The organism is Collinsella sp. AM42-18AC (genome assembly GCF_003467965.1).
In the GTDB taxonomy this organism is placed as follows: domain Bacteria; phylum Actinomycetota; class Coriobacteriia; order Coriobacteriales; family Coriobacteriaceae; genus Collinsella.
Map to the genome: position 1 here is coordinate 17,894 of NZ_QSFY01000001.1, position 21,855 is coordinate 39,748.

Annotated in this window: 12 protein-coding genes; 1 reads left to right on the forward strand and 11 read right to left on the reverse strand. The window is 60.0% G+C overall.

The genetic code is table 11. The features are described from left to right. Positions 1-278: 278 nt before the first annotated feature. The 9 genes from DW913_RS00075 to DW913_RS00115 form a co-directional block, all read right to left on the reverse strand. Complete coding sequence (locus DW913_RS00075) at positions 279-1,196, reverse strand: class C sortase (protein WP_158563825.1); 918 nt, start codon at positions 1,194-1,196, stop codon at positions 279-281. A gap of 1,047 nt (positions 1,197-2,243) precedes the next feature. Further along, positions 2,244-4,052 (reverse strand): isopeptide-forming domain-containing fimbrial protein, encoded by a 1,809-nt coding sequence (locus DW913_RS00080; RefSeq protein WP_158566160.1) that lies wholly within the window; start codon positions 4,050-4,052, stop codon positions 2,244-2,246. A 114-nt stretch (positions 4,053-4,166) separates the two neighbouring features. Continuing rightward, entirely contained in the window at positions 4,167-5,837 is a 1,671-nt protein-coding gene (locus DW913_RS00085) for a SpaA isopeptide-forming pilin-related protein (protein WP_158566161.1), read from the reverse strand. Then, positions 5,830-9,219, reverse strand: coding sequence for a Spy0128 family protein (locus DW913_RS00090; protein WP_117797065.1), 3,390 nt, complete (start codon positions 9,217-9,219; stop codon positions 5,830-5,832). Before DW913_RS00090 ends, DW913_RS00085 begins: the two co-directional genes overlap by 8 nt. Positions 9,220-9,724: 505 nt before the next feature. Further along, on the reverse strand, positions 9,725-10,546 hold the full coding sequence (locus DW913_RS00095; protein WP_117797066.1) for an HAD family hydrolase: 822 nt from the start codon (positions 10,544-10,546) through the stop codon (positions 9,725-9,727). A gap of 210 nt (positions 10,547-10,756) precedes the next feature. Continuing rightward, positions 10,757-12,037, reverse strand: a complete 1,281-nt coding sequence (locus DW913_RS00100; protein WP_117797068.1) for an MFS transporter — start codon at positions 12,035-12,037, stop codon at positions 10,757-10,759. A 264-nt stretch (positions 12,038-12,301) separates the two neighbouring features. Next, entirely contained in the window at positions 12,302-13,600 is a 1,299-nt protein-coding gene (gene mobB, locus DW913_RS10240) for a molybdopterin-guanine dinucleotide biosynthesis protein B (protein ID WP_117797070.1), read from the reverse strand. Positions 13,601-13,604: 4 nt separating this feature from the next. Further along, the gene (moaA, locus tag DW913_RS00110) at positions 13,605-14,660 is read right to left on the reverse strand and encodes a GTP 3',8-cyclase MoaA (protein ID WP_233541961.1); all 1,056 of its coding nucleotides are present in this window, start codon (positions 14,658-14,660) and stop codon (positions 13,605-13,607) included. A gap of 235 nt (positions 14,661-14,895) precedes the next feature. Continuing rightward, on the reverse strand, positions 14,896-15,933 hold the full coding sequence (locus DW913_RS00115) for a hypothetical protein (RefSeq protein ID WP_117775960.1): 1,038 nt from the start codon (positions 15,931-15,933) through the stop codon (positions 14,896-14,898). 119 nt (positions 15,934-16,052) lie between these two features. On the opposite strand from DW913_RS00115, the gene DW913_RS00120 reads away from it, so the two are divergent. Continuing rightward, entirely contained in the window at positions 16,053-17,597 is a 1,545-nt protein-coding gene (locus tag DW913_RS00120) for an MATE family efflux transporter (RefSeq protein WP_369832254.1), read from the forward strand. A gap of 155 nt (positions 17,598-17,752) precedes the next feature. Here DW913_RS00120 and ligA read toward each other — a convergent pair whose 3' ends face one another. Next, the gene (gene ligA, locus DW913_RS00125) at positions 17,753-19,981 is read right to left on the reverse strand and encodes an NAD-dependent DNA ligase LigA (protein WP_117583357.1); all 2,229 of its coding nucleotides are present in this window, start codon (positions 19,979-19,981) and stop codon (positions 17,753-17,755) included. A gap of 245 nt (positions 19,982-20,226) precedes the next feature. Continuing rightward, positions 20,227-21,690 (reverse strand): S1C family serine protease, encoded by a 1,464-nt coding sequence (locus DW913_RS00130; RefSeq protein WP_117797074.1) that lies wholly within the window; start codon positions 21,688-21,690, stop codon positions 20,227-20,229. Positions 21,691-21,855: the final 165 nt, after the last annotated feature.

A 21,855-nucleotide genomic window follows, 5' to 3' on the forward strand; every position in this document is an offset into this window, starting at 1 on the left:
CGCCGGCTTGGAGCAGGCGCTTTACCTAAATGCAGCGAAAACGTAACGAGGGCGGTGGATTGGCAGGCTGCGGGCTGGCGGCTCTGCAGCGAAAACCGCGCCGTCCGTAGCGAAAACCGTACCGTCCACAATGAAAACCGCGCCGTCCATAATGAAAACCATCACAACATTCGACGCTTTTCGTCAAAATCGCGATTTTCATCGAATGTTGCGATGGTTTGGAAGCCCCGACCACCACAAAGGTGCCTGTCCCCTTTGTGGTGGTTCTGAAGAATGTCCTATGCCGAGGCCTTGGCCTTGCGGCGCTTACGGATCGTGTGGATCACGATGTCCAGCAGCAACAGCACAATGGCCACGACCACGATGAGCACGGCAAACTCGCGCTTGCCCCAGTGGCGACCGGCCAGCGACTTTTGCTTGTCGACGTCCTTCTTGTTGTACTTGGTGCGCACGCAATGCACCAGCAGGCGATGGTCGTTCACGCCGTAGGGCGTGCAGGTGACAAGCGTCACCTTGTCGGCGCCGGGCTCGATGGTTAGCGACTCCATCTCCTCGGGCAGCACGACCTCGGAGTCCACCATCTTGTAGGCGAGCGTCTTGTTCATGGTGTGCAGCAGCACCAGGTCGCCGGGCTCCAGCGAGTGGATGTCGTCGAACATGCTCAGGTTGCGCATGCCCGAGTGCGCGGTGAGCACGCAATGCGTCGAGGTGCCGCCCACCGGCAGGCTCGTGCCCTCCAGGTGGCCGACGCCTGCCATAAGGACTTCTTCGCTCGTGCCGTGGTAGATGGGCATGCTCACGTCGATGGAGGGGATCTCGACCCAGCTCATCATGGGGTCGCGGTCAAAGATGAGCTGCTGGGCGTAGGGCTCGATCTGGTCGGCGGGAAGCTCGGTGGCCTCGCCCGCCAGCTGCTCGTTAAAGGAGCGCGCCTGGAGCAGGATGCGCTCGCGCTCCTCGGCAGACAGCGCGTCCACGGTGCTGGACACGGTGCTGATCTGGTTGAACACGCCCGAGGCCTCAAGCCGGTCCAAGATCCACGGCCAGGTCATAAGGCCCACGCCAATAAGGATGATGACGATGGTGATGAGCCGGTCGGCCCAGCGCGGCAGCCGCTTGCGACGGCGCTTGGGCTTTGGTTGAGGTTTGGGCTGAGGGTTTGAGCCGCCGTTGTCCGCGGCGTTATTGCTCTTCATATGTTTAGCGCCCTGCACCATCGCCGGTCACTCCTCTACAACTCAAGTTGTCTAAACAAATAATAGCCGATTAGCGAACTCATGCGCCAGACAACGCAGCTAAACAGCATTGCGCGGCGCGAGCATGGGTCTGCATTTGCGTTTTCAAAATATCCCGAATCGGCGGGGCGATTCGGGATACAATGTCAATAGAAAACGACGCACCCCGCGTAAATGTTTGGGAGCGCGGGCGGCCTAGTTTTCTGGTTTTGTTAAATGCCCGGGCCTCTAACCCCGGGCATTCTTATTTGCGCTTGTTGCGGCGCAAATGCCTTCTACCGTCCGCACCGCGCGTGCGCCTACGGACCTTAATCCGAACCTCATACGAGTCAAGAAACGCGATGACGAACGTGCCAACCGCCGCGAGGGCGGCGAGCGCGTTAAGGAATTTCAGCATTTGGGAACCTCCGATCGAGTCGTCGGCCGCCCGCGCACGGGATGCGTCGCAAGGGTATTTTACTGCGAGCACTCACACTTACAGCTGGTAAACGCAATATTTGCAAACATCTGTTCGATAGTTACAAACACTATTCATCATCCAGCGGAGCCTGGCCGCATTGTCCGGGTTTGCCCGACGTGTTTGCGTTTTCAAAATGTCCCGGATCGGCTGGGCGATTCGGGATACAATGTCAATAGAAAACGATGCACCCCGCGTAAGTACTTAGGAGCGCGGGCGACCAGTTTCCGACGTTGTTAAATGCCCGGGATCCGACCCCCGGGCATTCTTGTTTGCGCTTGCTGCGGCGCAAATGCCTTCTACCGTCCGCACCGCGCGTGCGCCTACGGACCTTAATCCGAACCTCATACGAGTCAAGAAACGCGATGACGAACGTACCCGCATCGGACGGTGGAGGCTGGCTGCGTTATCCCAAAAAAACGGGGCAGACTCCAGTGCGGAGTCTGCCCAGAAAAGAGAATGGCGAAGCAAGAACGTAGATAGACGAGAAAAGTGTCCGCAAGTCTCATGGCCATCACTTCTCGCCTGCCAAAGGGATGGGTGAGCGAGCGTTACTCCTGCTCGGACTCCTCAGCCTGCTTACGGCTGCGGATGAGGTGCGCCACGCCGATGCACAGCACCGCGCCACCAGCGATCCAAGTAAAGGTCACACCGTTAAGACCGGTGAGGGGAAGGCCAATGGACTTAGTGTTGCCAACGTTGATGGTGACTTCGCCGGCGGCGGCATTGGTACCAGTGCCATCCTTGCCGGTCAGCTTATTATCTCCGGCAGTGCCGTCGAGCGTGCCGAAGGCAATGTCAGTGCGGATCTTATCGGATTCGGAAACCTCTGCCTTAAGATCCGTCACCTTCATGGTCATTTCGTCATACGTCGGTGAGATGGTGAAGGTGAAGGGGCTGGCCTTGGTGTAGGAGTCGGCGGGAGTCTGGACCTCGGTCACCGTGTAGGAGCCGGCGTCGAGACCGGAGACGGGGATCTTGCCTTCTTTGTCGGATGTGAACATCACGTAGTCAGGCAGGTTGTTGGTATCGGTAACGGTCACGAGCTGGCCCGCGACGACGCCCGCAGTAGTGTCCGGCTTCGAAGCAATATACTGGCCATTAGAGTTCCCATCAGCGGACTGGATGGTGAAGACGGCACCCTGAAGGCCCTTCTCGGTGCCCTGGTCGACCTTGTTGAGGTTGAGCTTGAAGGCGAAGTCGGCGACGGTGTCCCCGATCGTCTCGCCCTCGCCCTCGGCATACGGGTTGTTAGAGTACGTGAGCTTAACGGTGTTGGTGTTGCCACCCATAGTGCTGCCTTCAGCTTTGCCAATCACGGCATGGCTGTTGAGCTTGGCTTTGTAGAAAACGACGATCTTGGTGTTGGCATTCACGCCATTAACATCCTTGAGGCCCTTCTTGCCCTCGCCGACCTTGAAATCGACCGTCAGCGTGTTGTTGTTGCTAGTGTCAGCATTCGTCACGGTATAATTGTTCGAATCAATCTCGCTGTATTTCTCATCGTTCAGTGCGTACACCTTAACCGAGCCGTTGACATAATCAAGGCCATTGGAAAGCTTATCGGTGAACTTGTAAGCATATGTGTCAAAGGTAGCGTAGTTGCTGGCGATCGTGCCGGTAAGCTTGTAGTTAACATCCTGGCCAATCTGGGAATCGGCGACATCTTTCCATTTGTCGGAGCTCTTGATGTCGGTGACGGCAGCGTAGGCGTCGGCGTCGTCAAGGACCTTCTTCACAACCGTGGGGACGCTCTTCTTAGGCTTGACGGTCGTCGTGCTCTCGCCGTCGATTACAGCGTACACGGGAGAAGTGAACGCATCGGTCGACTTATCAGCAGGCTTACCGGCGGTATCAGTGAGGAAGAGCCAGTAGCCGGCATCGAGACCAGAAAGGGATGCGTCGCCCTTGGTCGTCTTCTGCCAAGCCGTGCTGTCCTTCAGGTTAGCGGCGATTAAGCTGAAGACGTTGTCGCTCGCGACCTTCGAGTCGGTTCCAATACCCTCAGCGTGGGCACTCAACCAATCGGCTGCATCCTGAGCGTTCGTGCTGTCGTAATTCTTATTATTAACTTTAATCGCCTTAACAACAGCATCCTGAATCGCCTGCTGCGTATCCGCATCGGCACCGGCCCACTCAATCCCGCTTACCGTGGTGTTCTCGCCGGTCTTGGTAACCGTCGCCTTGAAGATCCGGATACCCTTATAGGTCGTGGACGCAGCGTAATCGGCGTCCTCGAACGTGACGGTCGACCCCGTTCCCTCAGCAAACGCCATGGTCACCGGGGCCATCACGCCGCCGAAGCTCAGAGCTGCGGTGAGGCCTGCTGTCACTGCCAGGCGTGCGATGTTCTTGCTCATGCTCATCTTCTTTTCCTCCGTTTTCCGGTTGGTTCTCATTCGATCGGTCATCATCTGTCTGTGTCTTAGCATCTGCTTCGCTACGTCTCGCCCCGCTCTCTGTGGGGCTGCCAGCTACTCTTTATGGCTGCCACCTCCCCGCTTGACCAGGAGCGCGACCACGATGAGCGCGGCTCCGGCGACCGCTGCGGCGGCCGCGGCGTACATTGCCATATCGCCAGTCGAGGGCATAAAGCCTCCGGTGGTAATGCTAGGGGGTGTGCCGGTGGGCGTGTTGATGAGCGAGGCCTCCAGGCTGCCCGTCGACCCGTCCGCGCTGTCGGCGCGCAGGGGCGACTCGGCCGTGATGGTGAGCTTGGGCTTGGCGGCGGCCACCTGGTCGACGTCCAGGCCCTCGGCCTTGACCGTCACGCAACGCGTACCCTCGAAGGCGGTGTAGCCCTTGGGCGCCTTGAGCTCGCGGACCTCCAGCTTGCCCGAGTCCACGCCCGAGACGGTCACGCGGCCGTCCTCGCCCGTGGTGACGGTGGCCTTGCCCTCCGCATCCCACGTACCGTCGGCCGCTAGCGTGCGACCGCGGTCGTCGGCGATGCTCAGGACCGCCCCGGCAAGCGGCTTGTCGCCGTCGCTGCCGCGCTTGGTGAGCGCGAGATCCCAGGTGTAGGCGCACGCATCGTCGCTCGGCGTGCGGGTAAAGCCGGCGTCGCCGGACTGGTCGGCAAAGGGAGAGCGCGGGTAGCGCAGGTAGACCTCATTGGGGTTGCCCTTCGCGATGCCGTGGTTGCACGCGCTGTTGAGCGGCGCATTGTACACGGCGACCACGCGGGCGCCCACGGTAAAGGCGTCGGCCCCGCCGAGCGCGGCGATCAGGTCACCGGTGCGCACGGTGAAGGTCTTGCCGTCGGCCGCTACCTTGGTGGCGCACTGGGCCGTGATGTCGGTCCAGCCCTTCGCGGGGTCGGTGCCGGCGCGGCCGTCCTTGCCGGTCTGGACCGCGTCAAAGCCGCCGTCCGCGCCCGCCGCCACGTACACGCGCATGCTCGCGGCCACCTTGGAGGGGTCGAGCCCCGCGCCCATGGTGTCGACGAACTGCACCGTATAGGTGTCGTAGGCGGTGAGCCCGGCCGGGACCGTGGCAGAGAGGCGCCAGTACAGGTCGTCGGCGACCGTGGCGTCGGCGGCCTTGCCCCAGGCGGCGGTGCTGTCCTCCAGCACGTGCTTGGCCACCTTGGGCGTCGCGGCCTTGGGCTTGACGGTGACGGCGCTGCCGCCGACCAGGGCCATGACCTGCGCGGTGCCGGCCTCGCCCTGGGCGATGGCGTCGTCTTTGGCGACGATGAGCCAGTAGCCACAGGGCAGCTCGGCCGCCTTGCCCGCGTTAAGGGCCACGGGCTCGGCGCCAGAGCTCTGAAGGGAACGAGCGAGCTGTGCGCTCAGCGCGCTCGTAAGGTGGGAATCGGTGTTGAGCCACTCGGCAGCTTCCTGCGCGGTGGTCTGGGAATTGGGCATGCCGGCGCTGTGCAGCACAGGCAACACGGCATCGCGCGCGGCGCCGCTTGCCCAGGCGAGGTCGGTGGCGATCTTGGCGTCGCTGTCGCCGTCGACGACGTTGGCGCTAAAGATCTGGTAGGCGTCGTAGCTGCGCGCCACGGTGCCGCTCACCGTGATGGAACCGGTCGAGGTCGGCGCGGCCTGCGCGGATGCGGGGAACACAACCGCGCAGGTGCCGATCAGGAGGGCAAGCAGCGCAAACAAGATCGGGAAGGAGCAAACTTTCTTATTCACGACGCTCACCTCCCTTCGCATTCGCCTTGCGACGAATGTGCATCCAGGCCGCAGCAGCGCAGAGCACCGCCGCGCCGGCAAGGTACGTCAGAGTGACGCCCGACATACCAGAAAGGGGCAAAGAGGTGGAGTAGGTGTTGGTGAAGGTGGGGTTGTCAGTCGGTTGCTCGTTCTCATGACCGTTGGCGTCGACCTCGTAGTAGGCCGGCTTGCAGGTCAGATGTCCTTCGCCGTCATCCGTTGCCGTCACCACAACCTTGAAGGTCTTGGTGTCGTTGGTATAGCCCTTGTGGCTGGTGCCTTCGCCGGCGTCAGCAGCACATTCACAAATGTAATAAGTGAATGTTGCCTTACCGCCGTTGAAGTCGCTGACTTTGAGTGGTCCGATCTTCTGCTCGGCGAACGTCACCGTCTGCAAGTTGTTCGAGTCATCAGCGGTACTCTTTGTATCAAGCACCGTTTTCTCGCTGCCATCCATGGTATATAGCTCGAACTTGAACTTCTTCATCTCGCCGCCATCGACCTTCTTGGTCACCTGAGGTGTCCAAGTGCCTGAAGTCTGGTAGGGCGCAAGTTCGTTCGTAAACGCAGGTTTGGAGCTGTTGCCGATTTTTACGGTCGAGATTGTATTGTCTTTCGGATCTACACTCCAGTTATAGAACCCAGGAGATTTACACTCGGTGAAGCCCGTTTCGCCTTCCCTTTTAACGGATACTGTGGAAGCGCTCTTATCAACTTCATAACGATTAATATTGATCCCCAAGAGGTTGGTCGCATTAACTGGTGTCGTACCAACCTTTATATGTATTTTGTAAATGGCCTTATCAAAGGTCGTGCCTTCCTCATTGATAGGGACTTCAACAAGGTAGAGGTCGTAATTGCCCGACTGGTAGTTCGCAGCCGTATCAATGACGATCTCTCCACTTTCATTAACGGTAACCTCGGACGTCGCCTCGCATCCGTTTGCGTTAAGTGAGCCGTCCGTATTCCAATACGGCTCCCCAGCTGAATCGGCGGCTTTACCCAACAGCTTGAACTTATAGCCGTGGCCCGTGAGGCCTTGCGGTTTGCCGTCCTTCATGAGGACCTTGTTAGCCTTGACCTTGATTGCAGGATACACGTCCAGGGAAGTAACCTCACCGACGATGAGGTCGCCGTTGGTCATGATGCCGCCGCCGTGGGTGTAAGAGTAGTTACCGCTGATGATGGTCGTAGCCGCTGCCTGTGCATCAATTTTAGCCTGGTCGGAAGGATGAGCCTTAAGGCCAAACATGTACTTGGCCTCGGCACCGCCGTTGGCATCGATTTCGATCTCTTTGCCATCGCAGGTGCCCTTCCAGCCAGCCGAGCCGCCGCCGAGCATCTTGCCAAGAACGACAGCGATTATCTTATCCGCGCCTTCCTTATTACGGACCAAGAAGAAATCCTTATGGCCGGATTTTTGGAAGAGAGGAGTAACGTATTGTTTTTCATCATGGTCTTCTTTTTTGTTGTCACCGCCAGCGGAATAATGATACGCTTCCAGCTTTTTGCCATCTTGATCAACGTTATCTGCGTTGTCATAGACAGCAGCGCCATTTGAGTGCGAAACGATTGTCTCGCCCGTAGGACAAGCACCAATTCCGCCACTCCAACCACCAGCCTTATTGTTAGTAATCAGCGTCCTTACGATGTTAAGCTTGCCGCCCTTCTGAATAAAGACGCCACCGCCGCCCCAGTCGCCACCACGACCTTTGGTGCTACCCGTATTCGTCTTATTGTTCGTAATGTAAACCCTGCCAGTATCACTGGCGTTAATTGTTGCCATCGTGCCGGCGCTGTCGCCGCCCGCGACACGCAGACCGCCGCCTTCGGCGTTATCGGCAACATTGCCGGCAATCGTACCGCCAGTCATTTTAAAAGTGATTTTCTCGATCTCGCCGTCGTTATCTTTATCATAAAAACCAGCGTAGACGCCACCGCCAGCCTCATAGGAATAGTTGGCCGTAACGAAGCCGCCCGTTAAGTTAAGCGTGCCATCGTGCGTACACGCAATGCCACCACCACCGAGCAGGCCATTGTTGCCAAGGTTGTCAATATCTGTGATGCGAGCATCGACTCGATTGTTGGTTATACAGGCAGAACCGCTAATGGTAACTTTTGCACCCTTGGTATAAACACCACCACCGTAGCCGCCATCGCGTGTGTTTTCACCATTATTGATAGCTTTATCATACGTTGCGTTGCCAGAGATAATTCCGCCCGCAAGGTTCAGAGTGGCTCCATTATCAGCAAAGACGCCGCCGCCGGCAGCTGCCTTGTTTCCCGCGACCACGCCGCCTGTCATTTCGAGGCTGGCATTCGCACCCGTTATGCACAGACCACCGCCCCAGCCACCGCCGTTGCCGTTGGTGACGTAACCGCCTTCGATTTTGACCGTACCCTGAGAAAAAATCACATGACCGTCGTTACTCAGGTTGGCAGCCGTGGTAATCATGCCGCCCTTGAGATTGAGTATGCCGCCCGCTTCAACGTTGACCACATACTTTACGGAACCGCTTTCCGATGCTGCATCAATAGCGCCAAAGCCCGTAACGACATGCTCGTACGTAGTCTCGGTGGTGCCAAGTCTATTTGTATTGGGCGTGCTCTTAGTCTCATAGTAAGTAAGACTCTCAGGAGTGCCGTTATTAGAGCCGCTTCCCCTTTCCCACTCCATCCTCGCAGGCTGACCCGCCGACGTATTAGCCGTATCGACCGGTCTTGGTAAATCATTTGTTTTTTTGCTTAAATCCTCGATAGTGAGTGTGGCTCCGTTTTCGACCACAAAGAAGGAGTCTAAGCCGCCAGAACGGTTACAGAGCATGTTGCCGTTAAGATCGATGGTGGTGTCTTTGTTGATATCGATCTGCTTATCCGAATAGGCAGATCCCGTCAGTCGGAACTTGCCGCCATTGGCAAATGCCTCAGAAACATCGTTGCTTACCTCGGTATAGTCATTGGCACTGACGGTGGCGGGAGCGTTCGCGTTTTCATCGTTATTCTCATCATCCGCAAGCTGTGCGTCGGAAGGCTGTGCGGCGCCCTTGGCCTCCACGCTATCGGCAGTCGAGCCCGCAGCAGCAGCGTCTTCGGTCGCGCCGCCCTCGGTCTCGCCGCTATTCAGCTTTTTGGTATCCCCATTGTTGGTGTTTTCTACATCAGTAGACTCACTTGAGGAACCCCCCCCCATCACAGTTTTCTCGGTAGGAGCTGCCTGGGCATCGTTGGCAATGGCCTGCGAGATCGGGGGCATGACGAGCGACAGTACCAGGCTCAGCACGGATGCTCCGCACAAAACGCCTGCCAGTACACGGCGCGTCGCTTTTTTACTCTGCTTAGATTTGTCTGAATTCGCTTTCATCGATGTCTCCTCCCCAAGAGACCGCGATCTTGCTCTTTCACCATCAAACGTATCTGCGCAATCTGTAATTGCACTCGTTTAGTAATGCAATTATAACGATTGTTTAGACATCTGAGCAACAAAACCGACATTTTTGTAGCGAGTTCTCAATTCTCTTGACATTTGCTCAGATTTACCTTCGTTTATTCGCTATCTATTTTTTGTTTCTGCTGGTAATTTAGTTGCCTATTATTTTTTAATGGCATTAGATTTATTTGCACAACATTTTGCTCAAGAGCAAACATCCTGTGAACGGTCGAAAATCGACCGTGAGCGGTAGGTCATTAACCGGGATGAATATCCTACCAAATTGATGAGAATATCTTATACCCATCGGTGGTTAGAAGCATGATGTTCAGACAACAATATTTGAATTTTTCCACAGATTTTAGGTACCAATTCGCCCAAATCGCCTGAGGCCACCGCAAAAGAGCCTGCCCCCTTCTGCGGTGGTTCTCCCCCAGCGCTACAGCAGATGTTCCTCGATAAAGATCGCGATGCCGTCTTTGTCGTTGCTGGCGGTTACAAAATCGGCAGCGGAGCGGGTGGCGTCGCTGCCGTTTGCCATGGCCACGCCCACGCCGGCGTCAGCCACCATGCAGGTGTCGTTATCGGCATCGCCAAACACGCAGATGTCCTGGAGCTCCATGTCGTTGAGCTCCGCCACGCGCACAAGGCCGCGCGTCTTGGACACGCGCGGATCCATGAACTCGTAGAGCCGCTGCGTGGTTTGCAGAGCCGCCGCCTTAACAGTGTCGTCGGCAAACGTCGACGCCCGCTCAATCACCCGCGGCATTACCTCGGGCGCCATGGTAAACATCACCTTGGGCTGCGGCTCGCGCAAAAACTCGGCAAAATCGACCACCTGGTAGGGCACGCCGTCGACGCGCGACAGGTGCTCGACGCACGCGTTGCTCTCGGGCACGTAGAACACGCCGTCTCGGGGGCAGACGGGCGTTGCCGGAAGGTCCGCCATGTGCTTGCAGATGCGCGCGATGGTCTCGCCCGGCAGCGGATAGCTCAGCTCGTTGATGTCGTGCGCGCGGTCGATGACCTCGGCGCCACCGCAGCCCACGAGCACGTCCACCAGGCCTTCGATGCCCCAGAGCTCGTACATGGCCTCGGTCGCGTGGGCGTCGCGCCCGGTGCACAGGCCAAAGAGCACGCCACGCTCGCGCAGGGCGCGGATCGCCGCAACGGTGCGCGGGGACACCGTGTGCTGGCTCGTGAGCAGCGTGCCGTCGATATCGCAGAACACGGCTTTGATGTGGCTGAAGGTGGCGTCCATGGGAGCCTTTCTGGGTTGTACGGCGGTGTGGAGTGTATTCGTGAACGGCGTACATGGTATACCAAGGCGCAGGCGCGGCCCGTCAAAGCAAAAACCACCACAAAGGTGCCTGGCCCCTTTGTGGTGGTTGCGACGTTTGCGGGCCAAACCATCACAACATTCGATGTTTTTCGGCAAAATCGCGATTTTCATCGAATGTTGTGACGGTCTTTACTGCCTTGCGGCACGATCCAAGTGATCGCGTCCAAACAGCAGCAACGCCGCAGGAACCGCCGTCACGACCATGCCTGCTCCGATGAGCGTCTGCTGCACGCCAAACGTCGCCGCCAGCCACGGGGCAATCGCCAGCGGTGCCACACCGGCGAACATATTGCCAAAGCCCATAACCGAGTTCACGCGACCGAGCTGCTCGAGCGGAGCCGTCGTTTGCACAATGGTGTTGTGGAGCGGGTTGACGACACCCCAAGCTATGCCCAGGGCGATCTGGCCGATGAGGGCCACGCCCACGTACGGTGTCCCCACATAGAGCAGACTTCCCAGGCCCACGGACATAAGTGCCACGAGCAGTGTTTTAAGGTTGACCAGGTGCGGCGGCAAGCGGAGCGCGAGCACGGCACCCAGCACCGCGCCCACGCCCGAGGCCGACGAGAGCCAGCCCATCCACTCAACGCCGACATGCAGGACATCGCGATAGAAAAACGACTCGAGCGGATCGAAGGCTCCATAGCCAAAGTTCGAAAGAAAAATGATGCAGAAAAGTAGCGCGAGGACGCTGTTGGTGAAGACTGTCTTGATGCTGGCTGCGAAGGTGGCGCGGGCGGGCGTGCTGGGGTTGGAGCTTTGTCCCGCACGCTCCCCTTCCTCTGCCGAATCGGCATCCGCATGCCCGGCGACATGGCTGGTCTGCGGCCTAAAGCCCCAACCGACGACGAACGCCAGCACGGTAAAGAGCATCATGAGCACGAACACCGCGCGCGACGATGCAGCCGCCGCGACAAAGCCGCCCAGCGTGGGGCCAACGATGATACTCACGTTTGAGAACATGGCGATGGCGGAGTTGATGTCTTTGAGCTCGACGGGGTCGTTGGTGAGGTAGGCCGGATAGGACGTGGCGATGGGCTGGGCGAATCCCATCACAAAGCCCAGAAACACCGCGCCGAGCAGGACGACGCCGGTCGCGCTACCAAAGGCGATGATTGCCGTGCCAGTTGCGAGAGCGCCAACAATGCTCAGCAAGAAATGGCGGCGCGGACCCCATGCGTCGAGCGCAGCGCCGCCCGCAAAGGATCCCAGGATTACGAAAACGTTCATAAACAGGACGGCCAGCGATGTCGCGACGACCGAGGCATCGTCCGCATAGGTTAGCGTTCCGATGACGCCGATAAAGTAGCTGGTCTGAAAACCGGTGTAGATGAGAAAGCGCATCGCCACCAGGCGCTTGGCCTGCGTGGACAGCGACGAGCGGACTTTTGGGAATACAGATGTGGGCATGGGGACTCCTTATCGCATACGAATAGCGGGCAGCGGCCATTCATCCACTGTCCATTGGCTCAATCTATCCGTATGCCTGACTAGGGTCGCATCGAGCCCCTTCCGTCTTTCCGCCCAGCATGAACTACTTGGTAGATTGTAAGGCATGTCCCACACATCTACCAAAGCAAAAACCACCACAAAGGCGCCTGGCTCCTTTGTGGTAGAAATGACGTTTGCCCAGATAAAACCTGCCACAATAAACCTGTCCCTTTTTGGCAGGTTTTAGGCCAGGTGGTCTTGGATAAGGTCGCAGATGGCTCGGGCGTCGTTGATGTTGATGGCTCGGGTCGCAAAGCCGGCGTCGAAGGCCTGACGCGCCAGGGCCTCGTTGCAGGCAAGGGCCAGCGTGTGACCGTCGACAAGGTCGAGCGAGCTCTTGCCGCGCAGACGGTCGACACCGGAGCGCGCGACCACGATGTTGTCGAAGCCCTCAGTCTTGTAGCCCTCGATGATCACCACGTCAACATCGTTGTAACGCGACAGCAGCTCGCGCGCGGGCATCTCGTCCTCCTCGCGCGTGTCGGCGTACTCCGCCCAGCGCGTGGCGCAGATGAGGCCCACGTGCTTGGAGCCGGCCTGGTGATGGCGCCACGTATCCTTAGCGGGTACGTCGATATCAAAGCCGTGATGCCCATGATGCTTGAGCGAACCCACGCGCAGGCCGCGGCGGGTGAGCTCGGCGATAACTTTCTCGACGAGCGTTGTCTTGCCCGAGTTTTGGTAGCCGATAAACGCGATCGCGGGGACGGCCGGTGCCGGAGCTGCGGGCGAAACGGCGACGGGTGCGCTCGCGGGCGCGGCACCGTCAGCGGCCACGGCCTCAACAGCAGCGGCCTGACGCTCAGCGCGGTCCCATACGCCCGAGCGGCCGCCCTCCTTGTGCAGCAGGCGCACGTCGACGATCTCCATGCCACGATCGACCGCCTTGCACATGTCATAGATCGTTAGGCACGCGGCGCTCGCGCCGGTCAGGGCCTCCATCTCGATACCCGTCTTGCCCGTCACGCCGGCCGTGACCAGTACATGAAAGCCAACCTGCCCGTCCGTGCGCGCCGGCGCCCAGCCCTCGGGCACGTCCTCGGCCGGCGTCCCCGCCGCAGCGATGGGTGCAATGTCGCACTTGCTCTTGGTAATGAGCAACGGATGGCACATGGGGATGATGTCGCTCGTGCGTTTGATGGCCATGATGCCCGCCACGCGCGCGCAGGCAAGCACATCGCCCTTTTTGGCGCGGTCCTGCAGCACCATGGCCTGCGTCTCGGGGTGCATAAGGATGGTGCCCTCGGCGATGGCAATGCGATGGGTCTCGGCCTTGTCGGACACGTCGACCATGCGCACCTCGCCCTTGGCGTCCACATGCGTCAGCTCGTCGCGACGGGCGTCACGGGCGGGCTCGGCGACAGCGCTGGCAGACGGCTGCGTGCCTGCAACGGCGTCGCTGGCCGCAGCCGTGACTTTGTGGGCAGACATCGCGGCCCTGCGAGCGGCCTTGGTGGCATCGGCGTACCTGCTCTTGGCCATATGATCATCCTCCGATTTGGGACATAAATCGTTGCGTGCCCTCAATTATCGCGTGTTCCTGCGGTTTGTGGGCCACGGCATCGCGCCAAATCGAAAGCACCTGCATATCATCACCACGGCGTAGCGCCTCACGCACCGAATACTCGGCATCGCTGAACAGGCACGGACGCACGTTGCCATCGGCCGTCAGGCGCAGACGGTTGCAATTCGCACAAAAATGGTTGGACATGGCGCTGATAAAGCCGACCGTTCCCGCCGCGCCCGGAAAGTGCCAATAGCGCGCAGGGCCCGCGCCGGCAGGAGCGTCGTTGATGTCGAGCGGCTCGAGCTCGCCCAGCCCCGTCGCGGCGGCCCCGGCATTGATGCGCGCCCGCAGCTCGTCGCTCGGCACGGTATCGCTCGCGTCCCACAGCTCGGGATTGAGCGCGGGCGCATGCGGGTCCACAGCGCAATGCGAGCTCGTGTGTTCGTCGCCGATGGGCATGTATTCGATAAAGCGCAGGTGGATGGGGCGGTCGAGCGTGAGCCGCGCGAGGGCCGCCACATCCTGGTTGAGCCGGCGCACAACAACACAGTTGACCTTAACCGGCTCAAAGCCCCAAGCCAGCGCCGCGTCGATGCCAGCCATGGTCTGCTCGAGCCGACCCAGGCGCGTGATCTTTCCAAACAGCGTAGGGTCGAGTGTGTCGAGCGAGATGTTGACGCGGTTAAGCCCGGCATCTTTGAGCTGTGGCGCCAGCTTGGGCAGCAGGGCGCCGTTGGTGGTGAGCGAGATGTCCTCGATCTGCGGGATCGCGCGGATGTCGCGAATGAGCGGAATGATACGGCGGCTGACCAGCGGCTCGCCGCCCGTCAGGCGCACGCGGCGAATGCCCTCTCCCGCCACCAAGCGCACAAAGCGGGCGATTTCCTCGGCACTGAGTAGCTCGTCGTGCGCGCGGGGCGCCACGCCATCGGCCGGCATGCAGTAAATGCAGCGAAAATTGCACTTGTCGGTAACGGCAATGCGCAGGTAGTTGATATCGCGGCCAAAGCCGTCATGTTGCACGTGCCCGTCCACGCAGCCCTCCCCTCACGCGGCGTTTTATTCTTCGGAAAACATAATACCCCACGGGAGAATCATGCCGACACCCGTACGACAGGACAGGTCGCTTCGAGCAAAACGGACTTTCCAAGCCCATCCTCAGCATACAAACCATCACAACATTCGATGCTTTTCCCGTTTTTGGCAAAAAACGTCGAATGTTGTGATGGTTTGCCTGCCCACGGCACCCCGTAGAAGGGCCGGAACGCCCCTAAAGGCCGTCGTCCCAGTGACGAATCACGAATTCTCGCAGGTCGTTCTGCCGCTTTTGGAACGCTTCGCTTCGGTCGCACTTGAGACCCATAGCGAGTGCAATGGCGTTCATCGCCCGGTGCAATTGCAGCTGGTGGGCAAACTGAGTCCCGGTGAGGACGATCATCCTAAAGCCCAGCGCGCTCAGCACGGTCATACGCTCCGCATCCAACGCGCTGCGCTGTTTATCAAGATGGTCCGAGCCGTTGTATTCAATCCCCGTACCGCTCGCAGGCGCATATACGTCGATCTCGAAATACCCAGCCTTTGCGAGATACTTGAACTCGTTGGGAACATCGACCCGATGGTTGAGCTCGATCTTGGCGTATCCCAGCCCGCCCTGGGAACGTTTTGCTACGACCATGATTGCGGTGGCCGTCTCCATGGGCGACCGCGTGCCATCGTGCACGCGCTTGAGCACGGCGGCCGCGCGTGTAGCCCCCTGGCGAGATCGGTTCTCATTGCAATAAGCAATCAAGTCGGCAACGGTATACCTCTGCCCCATCTCGATATAATCGCCTGTCGACAGATGATTCAAATGGTATCGGGCACAGATTTCGTAGCCATATTCCAGCTGCTCGGGCTCGCTCATCCACGAACCCGCCTGGACAAAGCACATGGCCTCATCAACCACCAGAAGGCCCTCCGCCACCTCGATAAGATGGCCTGGAGGTACCGGCGCTCCAAACACGTGGCACCTAAATCCAGCCGGCGTCGAGCGCTCAAAATCGAAGTTGACGAGCGTGTCGATATGATCGAGCTCTTCCCGTGGAATACCAAGCGAAACCAGATAGTCGGTAACGATCCCAACTGCCGTTGAAGCCCTCAGCCCCTTGGCATCGAGTCCCAATTTGGGCAGGCTCGCGGTCGGCTCCGCCTCGTTAGCAAGCGAGTCCTCATCGTATAGGCTGCTTGCCCGCGAGAGCGGCTCGGACGGGCGCGCCACGTTGTGGTACAGCCAGGCAGTCTTATGGGACAAGACGATCGGCAGGTCCATGAGCCCTCCAATGGAGTCGGATAACCAACCTTATTCCCCTGCCCACGGGTCCGCACACCTTCGTGCACAAGAAAGCGATTCCACCCGGCCGAGTGGCAGAAAAACCATCACAACATTCGATGCTTTTCCCGATTTTGGCAAAAAACGGCGAATGTTGTGATGGTTTGAGGCTAGGTGAGGGGCATGGAGGGGTCAAAGCATCGTGCTTGGAGCGTGACTATTTTCGCCCCGTCGTCATCACAAACCTTGACTCTACAATCGTTATAGGGTTTTCACTACACTGGTACGTAAACAAACCCAGCCAGAAAGCCCCGCCCATGGAACACGACCTCACACGCGGCAATGTCCCCAAGACCATCGCGGTCTTTGCCCTGCCTTATATGCTCTCGTACTTTTTGCAGATGCTCTACGGCATGGCCGACCTGTACATGATGGGGCAGTTTAGCGGCGCCGCCGGCATCACCGCCGTGGGCAATGGCGCGCAGACACTCTATATCATTACCGTAACGCTCGTGGGCCTGGCCATGGGAACGACGGTCATCGTCGGCCACGCCGTGGGCTCGCGCCGCTTCGATCGCGCCGAGACCGCCATCGGCAACACCATCACGCTGTTTATGGGTGTCTCGGTGGTACTGGCAGGCATCTTGCTCGCGCTGTGCCCGCAGATCGTGGCACTCATTGGCACGCCGGCCGAGGCGGTCGAGGGCACCGCCGCCTACCTGCGCATTTGCTTTATCGGCATTCCCTTTATCGCCGCGTACAACATTCTTTCGGCCATCTTTCGCGGCCTGGGCGATTCGCGCTCGCCCATGTACGTGATTGGCGTGGCATGCATCATCAACATCGCGCTCGATTTTCTGTTTATCGGCCACATGGGGCTCGGCCCCGTGGGCGCGGCGCTCGGCACGGTGACCGCGCAGACGGCCAGCGTTGCCCTCGCGCTCGTGTGGCTCAAGAGCCGCCGCACGAACATCCACGTTAAGCGCAGCGACCTGCGCCCCCAGCCCGAGGTGCTCGGTAGCATTCTTAAGATCGGCGTGCCCGTGGCCGTGCAGGACGGCTGCATCCAGGTGGCGTTTATGTTCATCACCGTCATCGCCAACCACCGCGGTCTGGTCGACGCCGCCGCCGTGGGCCTGGTCGAAAAGATGATCAGCTTTTTGTTCATTGTGCCGAGTTCCATGGGCGCCACCGTCAGCGCACTCACGGCGCAAAACGCCGGCGCGGGCAAGGGCGACCGCGCGCGTCAGGTGCTCAAGGACGCCATGACGATCTCGGTAGTGTACGGCTGCCTGATCACGGTGCTGATGTGGCTGGTGGCGCCGGCGTTTATCGGCTTTTTTGCCAAGGACGCTGCAGTAGTCGCCGCCGGCACCGGCTATATGCGCAGCTACATTTTCGACGCGATTTTTGCCGGCATCCACATTTGCTTTAGCGGCTTTTTCGCTGCATACGGCAAGAGCTACATCGGCTTTGCGCACAACGTGCTGGCGGTGGCGCTCATTCGCGTGCCGGGCGCGTGGCTGCTGTCGAACGCCTATTCCGATACGTTGTTTCCCATGGGCATCGCTTCGCCGTGCGGGTCCATTCTGTCGGCGGTCATTTGCGTGATTGCATTTACCGTACTCAACCGCCGCGGGGCTTTTGACAAGTTGGTGGCGTAGCGGGGCAACGCGAGATTGCCCTGATCGATGACATCATCAGCGACGACCCGGCAACCTACGTGACGCAGATCACGGTGCCGGTTGCCCCAGCAAAGTAAGAACCGCCCGGAAGGCATCGTGCTTCCGGGCGGTTCTTCAATTTGGTTATCGACGCCTTAAGCCTCCGGCACCTGACCAGTCGCCAGGATCTGCTCGAGGGCGTCCTCGTCCAGCACGGGTACGCCCAGCTGCTCGGCTTTGGTGAGCTTGGAGCCCGCTTTGGGGCCGGCAACCAGATAGCTCGTCTTCTTGGACACGCTGCCCGAGACCTTGGCGCCGAGCACCTTGAGCGCCGCGCCTGCCTCGTCGCGGGTGCGGTTGACGAGCGTGCCGGTGAGCACGAAGGTCAGACCCGCGAGCGGTTGTGCATCGGCGAGCTCGCCCGCCACGCCCGCGTCGGCTGCGGCTTGTGCATGCGCGGCGCCCAAGTCGACCTCGAGCGACAGACCCGCCTGGCGCAAACGCTCCAGCACGGCAAGGTTTTCGGGCACGGCCAGGAACTGCTTGACGCTCGCCGCAATCTTGGGACCGATGCCCTCGCACTCGGCGATGTCCTCTTCACTCGCCAAGATGAGCTTATCAATCGACAGGAATCGCTCGGCGATGACCTCGCCCACGCTCTTGCCCACGTGGCGGATGCCCAGGGCAAACAGCACGCGACCGAGCGGCTGGCTCTTGGACTTGTTGAGCTCGGCGATGATTTTCTCGGCCGTCTTGAGGCCCACCGGGATGGGGTCGCCCTTCTTGACGCCCTTTTTGCTGTTGGAGCTAGCGTACACGCGCCCTGTGTCCAGGCCTGCGATGTCGTCGACCGTGAGCTGGTAGAAGTCCGCGACATCGTGGATCAGGCCGGCAGCGATCATCTTGTCGACGATCTCGTCGCCCAGGCCGTCGACGTCCATGCAGCCGCGGCTTACCCAGTGAAGCAGGCGCTCCTTGAGCTGTGCGGGACAGTCGATGGACACGCAGCGGTAGGCAACCTCGCCATCCTCGTGGACCACGGGGCTACCGCACACGGGGCAGACCTCGGGCATGTGCCAGTCGACCGAATCGGCCGGGCGTTTATCGAGCACCGGACCTACGACCTCGGGAATCACGTCGCCCGCCTTGTGCACGATGATAGTGTCGCCCTCGCGCACGTTTTTGCGACGGATCTCGTCGATGTTGTGCAGCGTGGCGCGCGCGATGGTGGAGCCGGCAACCGTCACCGGGTCGAACTCGGCGACCGGTGTGAGCACACCGGTGCGGCCCACCTGGATGCGAATCTCGCGCAGGACGGTCTGCTTTTCCTCGGGCGGGAACTTAAAGGCGATGGCCCAGCGCGGTGCGCGGGCGGTAAAGCCCAGGTCGAGCTGCTGCTGGAAGCTGTCGACCTTTACGACCACGCCGTCGATGTCGTAGTCCAGGTCACCGCGGTGTTCGAGCGCCTGGGCACAGAACTCGTGGACCTCGGCGGGTGTGGCACAGCGAGCCACGTTAGGGTTGACGCTAAAGCCGGCGCTACGCAGCCAATCGAGGAACTCGCGCTGGCTGTGGACGTGCAGCGGATCGGTATCGGCGATGGCATAGATAAAGGTAGCGAGATCGCGGCGCGCCGTGACCTTGGGGTCCTTTTGGCGCAGGCTGCCGGCGGCAGCGTTGCGCGGGTTGGCGAAGGGGTCGCGCCCCTCGGCATCGGCCTCGTCGTTCAGGCGCACAAAGCTGCCCTTGGGCATATAGACCTCGCCACGGACCTCGATGGTGCGCTCGCGGTCGGCGCCCATGTGGGCGAGCGCCGGCTCGGACAGGTGCATGGGCACATCCTTGATGGTACGGACGTTGAGCGACACGTCCTCGCCCGTGGTGCCATCGCCGCGTGTGGCTGCGCGTACGAAGGTGCCGTTTTGGTAGGTAAGCGCCACGCCCAGGCCGTCGATCTTAAGCTCGCAGGTATAGGTGACGCTGCCGGCACCGAGCGCATCCTCGGTGCGCTGGAGCCACGCGTCGAGTTCGTCCAGATCCATGGCATCGTCCATGGAATACATGCGCGCCATATGCGTGACCGGCGTAAACTGCTCGCTCACGTACCCGCCCACGCGCTGGGTATAGCTGTCGGGCGTCACCAGGTCGGGGTAGGTGGCCTCAATTTCCTGCAGCTCAACGAGCATCTTGTCAAAGGCGGCGTCCGTGATCTCGGGCGCATCGAGCATGTAGTAGCGATAGGCGTGGTAATCGAGCTCGTGGCGCAGCTCGGCCGCACGCGCTGCCGCCTGGGCACGGGCATCGGCCGGTACGGCGGTATCCGTGCTCGCGGGCGTTTCGGTATCGATGTCCACGCCGTCACCAAACAGGCTCGATTGCTCCATAGCGGCACTCCTTCGCTCGATTTCAAACGGATACTAGAGTACCACCGGTCGCAATGAGGCCGAATAGCGGTCTCGAACCGCACCGAATCGGCAGCCGCCAGACTGGGGTGGATCGCGCGATCAAACCATGCCCCTGTCAGTTCCAAATGATCCGTTTTCCTCCGTCCCCAACGGATCAATAAAAAAAAGGGCTGTCCCACGTTGATAGGACAGCCCCCTGGCCTCGATATGTGCGAAACGGCTCGTTAGTAGCCCTGGCCGTGGCCTTGCCCCTGGCCCTGCTGGCCTAGCAGCTCCTCCAGGTACTGGCGCAGCTGTTCGTCGGTAATACCGCCGTTGCCGGTGTCGGTCGAGCTGTCGTCCTGCTGCTGGTTCTGCAGCTCCTCGTCGGAGCCCAGCTCGACAGTGACCTTCTTCTCTTCCTTGCCGCGCATGAGCGTGATTTCGACCTTCTCGCCCACCTCGTGGCTGCGCAGTGCGATGATCAGGCCATCGGCGCTCGTGATCTCGTCGTCGCCCAGCTTGGTGATGACATCGCCCTCCTGAATGCCGGCCTTGGCGGCAGGACCGTCCTCGACAACGCTCGCCACGTACGCGCCGCTATCGGTGCTCAGCTTGTTGGTGCGAGCGTTGAGCGCGTTGACGCTCGAAAGCGTAGCGCCCATGTACGGATGCACCGGCGTCTTGCCGTCGATGATCTGGTCGGCAATGTTCTTGGCATAGTTAACGGGAATGGCAAAGCCCACGCCCGAGCTGGAGCCCGAGTAGCTCTCGATGAGCGAGTTGATACCCACCAGCTCACCGTTGTCGTTAACGAGCGCGCCGCCGGAGTTGCCCGGGTTGATGGCGGCATCGGTCTGGATCATGTTGGCATAGATGGTGTTACCGTTGGTAGAGCTCATGGCCGTGGAGCGATACAGCGCCGACACGATACCCGTGGAGACAGACTGCTCGTTGCCGAACGGCGAGCCGATCGCCATGACCCACTCGCCCACGTTGAGCTTGGAAGAGTCGCCGATCTCGATCGGCGTGAGCTTAGAGGCGTCAGCATCCTTGAGCTTGATGACGGCTAGGTCGCTCGAAGCATCGTTGCCCACGAACTCGGCCTCGTAGGTGGTGCCGTCGTCCATGGTCACCACGTACTGGTCATAGCCATCGACCACGTGGTTGTTGGTGAGGATGTGGCCCTCGGTATCGAGCACAACGCCCGAACCGACGCTGCCCGAGCCGTCCGACTCGTCGGCAGACTGCGAAAGCGAGCCATTCTGGCCGCCGCTCGAAGTGGCGGTAATGGAAACCACGGAGGGCAGCGCCTTGGCAGAGACGGCCTCGGCCAGCGTGGTGTCCTCGGAGTCGATCGTAATCTTTTGCGTCGATGAACCCGAAGCACCCGCCGTCACGGCATTCTTTCCGCTGCCAATGTTGAGCGTGCCACTCATAATGAGCGCAATGACCAGCAGGGCGCCGCATGCACAGCCGGCGAGCGCCGTAATAAAGATCGGCAGCTTTTTGGTCTTAGTCTTGACCACGGTGTGCTTGTTTACAACCTGCTGGCTGCCCAGCGGCTTTCCGGTCTGCGTGTCGTAGGCCTGCACGTAAGGAATGTTACTGCCATCGGCAGGCGTCGACTCCACCTGCACGCGCGGCTGCTGCTGGGTCTCGCCGGCGTTGCCCGCATCCTGGGGACGCTGGGAATCGTACTCGCTCATAGCTGCGATCCTTTCGTCAAATAACCAAAGGCCCGCCAAACATGTGGCGGGCCATCATTGTTCACGTTGAGTTGTACCCCAAGCTGGGCAGTCCCGAGCACTAGATGCCAAGATTTCAGCTTTGCTTAAGTAATGACATGCTTATAGGCCAATTCGTTTTATGCC

Coding starts and splice junctions, on each gene's coding strand:
- mobB (WP_117797070.1), bottom strand. CDS start 13,600: ATGGCCAAGAGCAGGTACGCCGATGCCACCAAGGCCGCTCGCAGGGCC.
- DW913_RS00115 (WP_117775960.1), bottom strand. CDS start 15,933: ATGGACCTGCCGATCGTCTTGTCCCATAAGACTGCCTGGCTGTACCAC.
- DW913_RS00075 (WP_158563825.1), bottom strand. CDS start 1,196: ATGAAGAGCAATAACGCCGCGGACAACGGCGGCTCAAACCCTCAGCCC.
- DW913_RS00130 (WP_117797074.1), bottom strand. CDS start 21,690: ATGAGCGAGTACGATTCCCAGCGTCCCCAGGATGCGGGCAACGCCGGC.
- DW913_RS00100 (WP_117797068.1), bottom strand. CDS start 12,037: ATGCCCACATCTGTATTCCCAAAAGTCCGCTCGTCGCTGTCCACGCAG.
- DW913_RS00090 (WP_117797065.1), bottom strand. CDS start 9,219: ATGAAAGCGAATTCAGACAAATCTAAGCAGAGTAAAAAAGCGACGCGC.
- DW913_RS00080 (WP_158566160.1), bottom strand. CDS start 4,052: ATGAGCAAGAACATCGCACGCCTGGCAGTGACAGCAGGCCTCACCGCA.
- ligA (WP_117583357.1), bottom strand. CDS start 19,981: ATGGAGCAATCGAGCCTGTTTGGTGACGGCGTGGACATCGATACCGAA.
- DW913_RS00095 (WP_117797066.1), bottom strand. CDS start 10,546: ATGGACGCCACCTTCAGCCACATCAAAGCCGTGTTCTGCGATATCGAC.
- DW913_RS00120 (WP_369832254.1), top strand. CDS start 16,053: ATGCTTTTCCCGATTTTGGCAAAAAACGGCGAATGTTGTGATGGTTTG.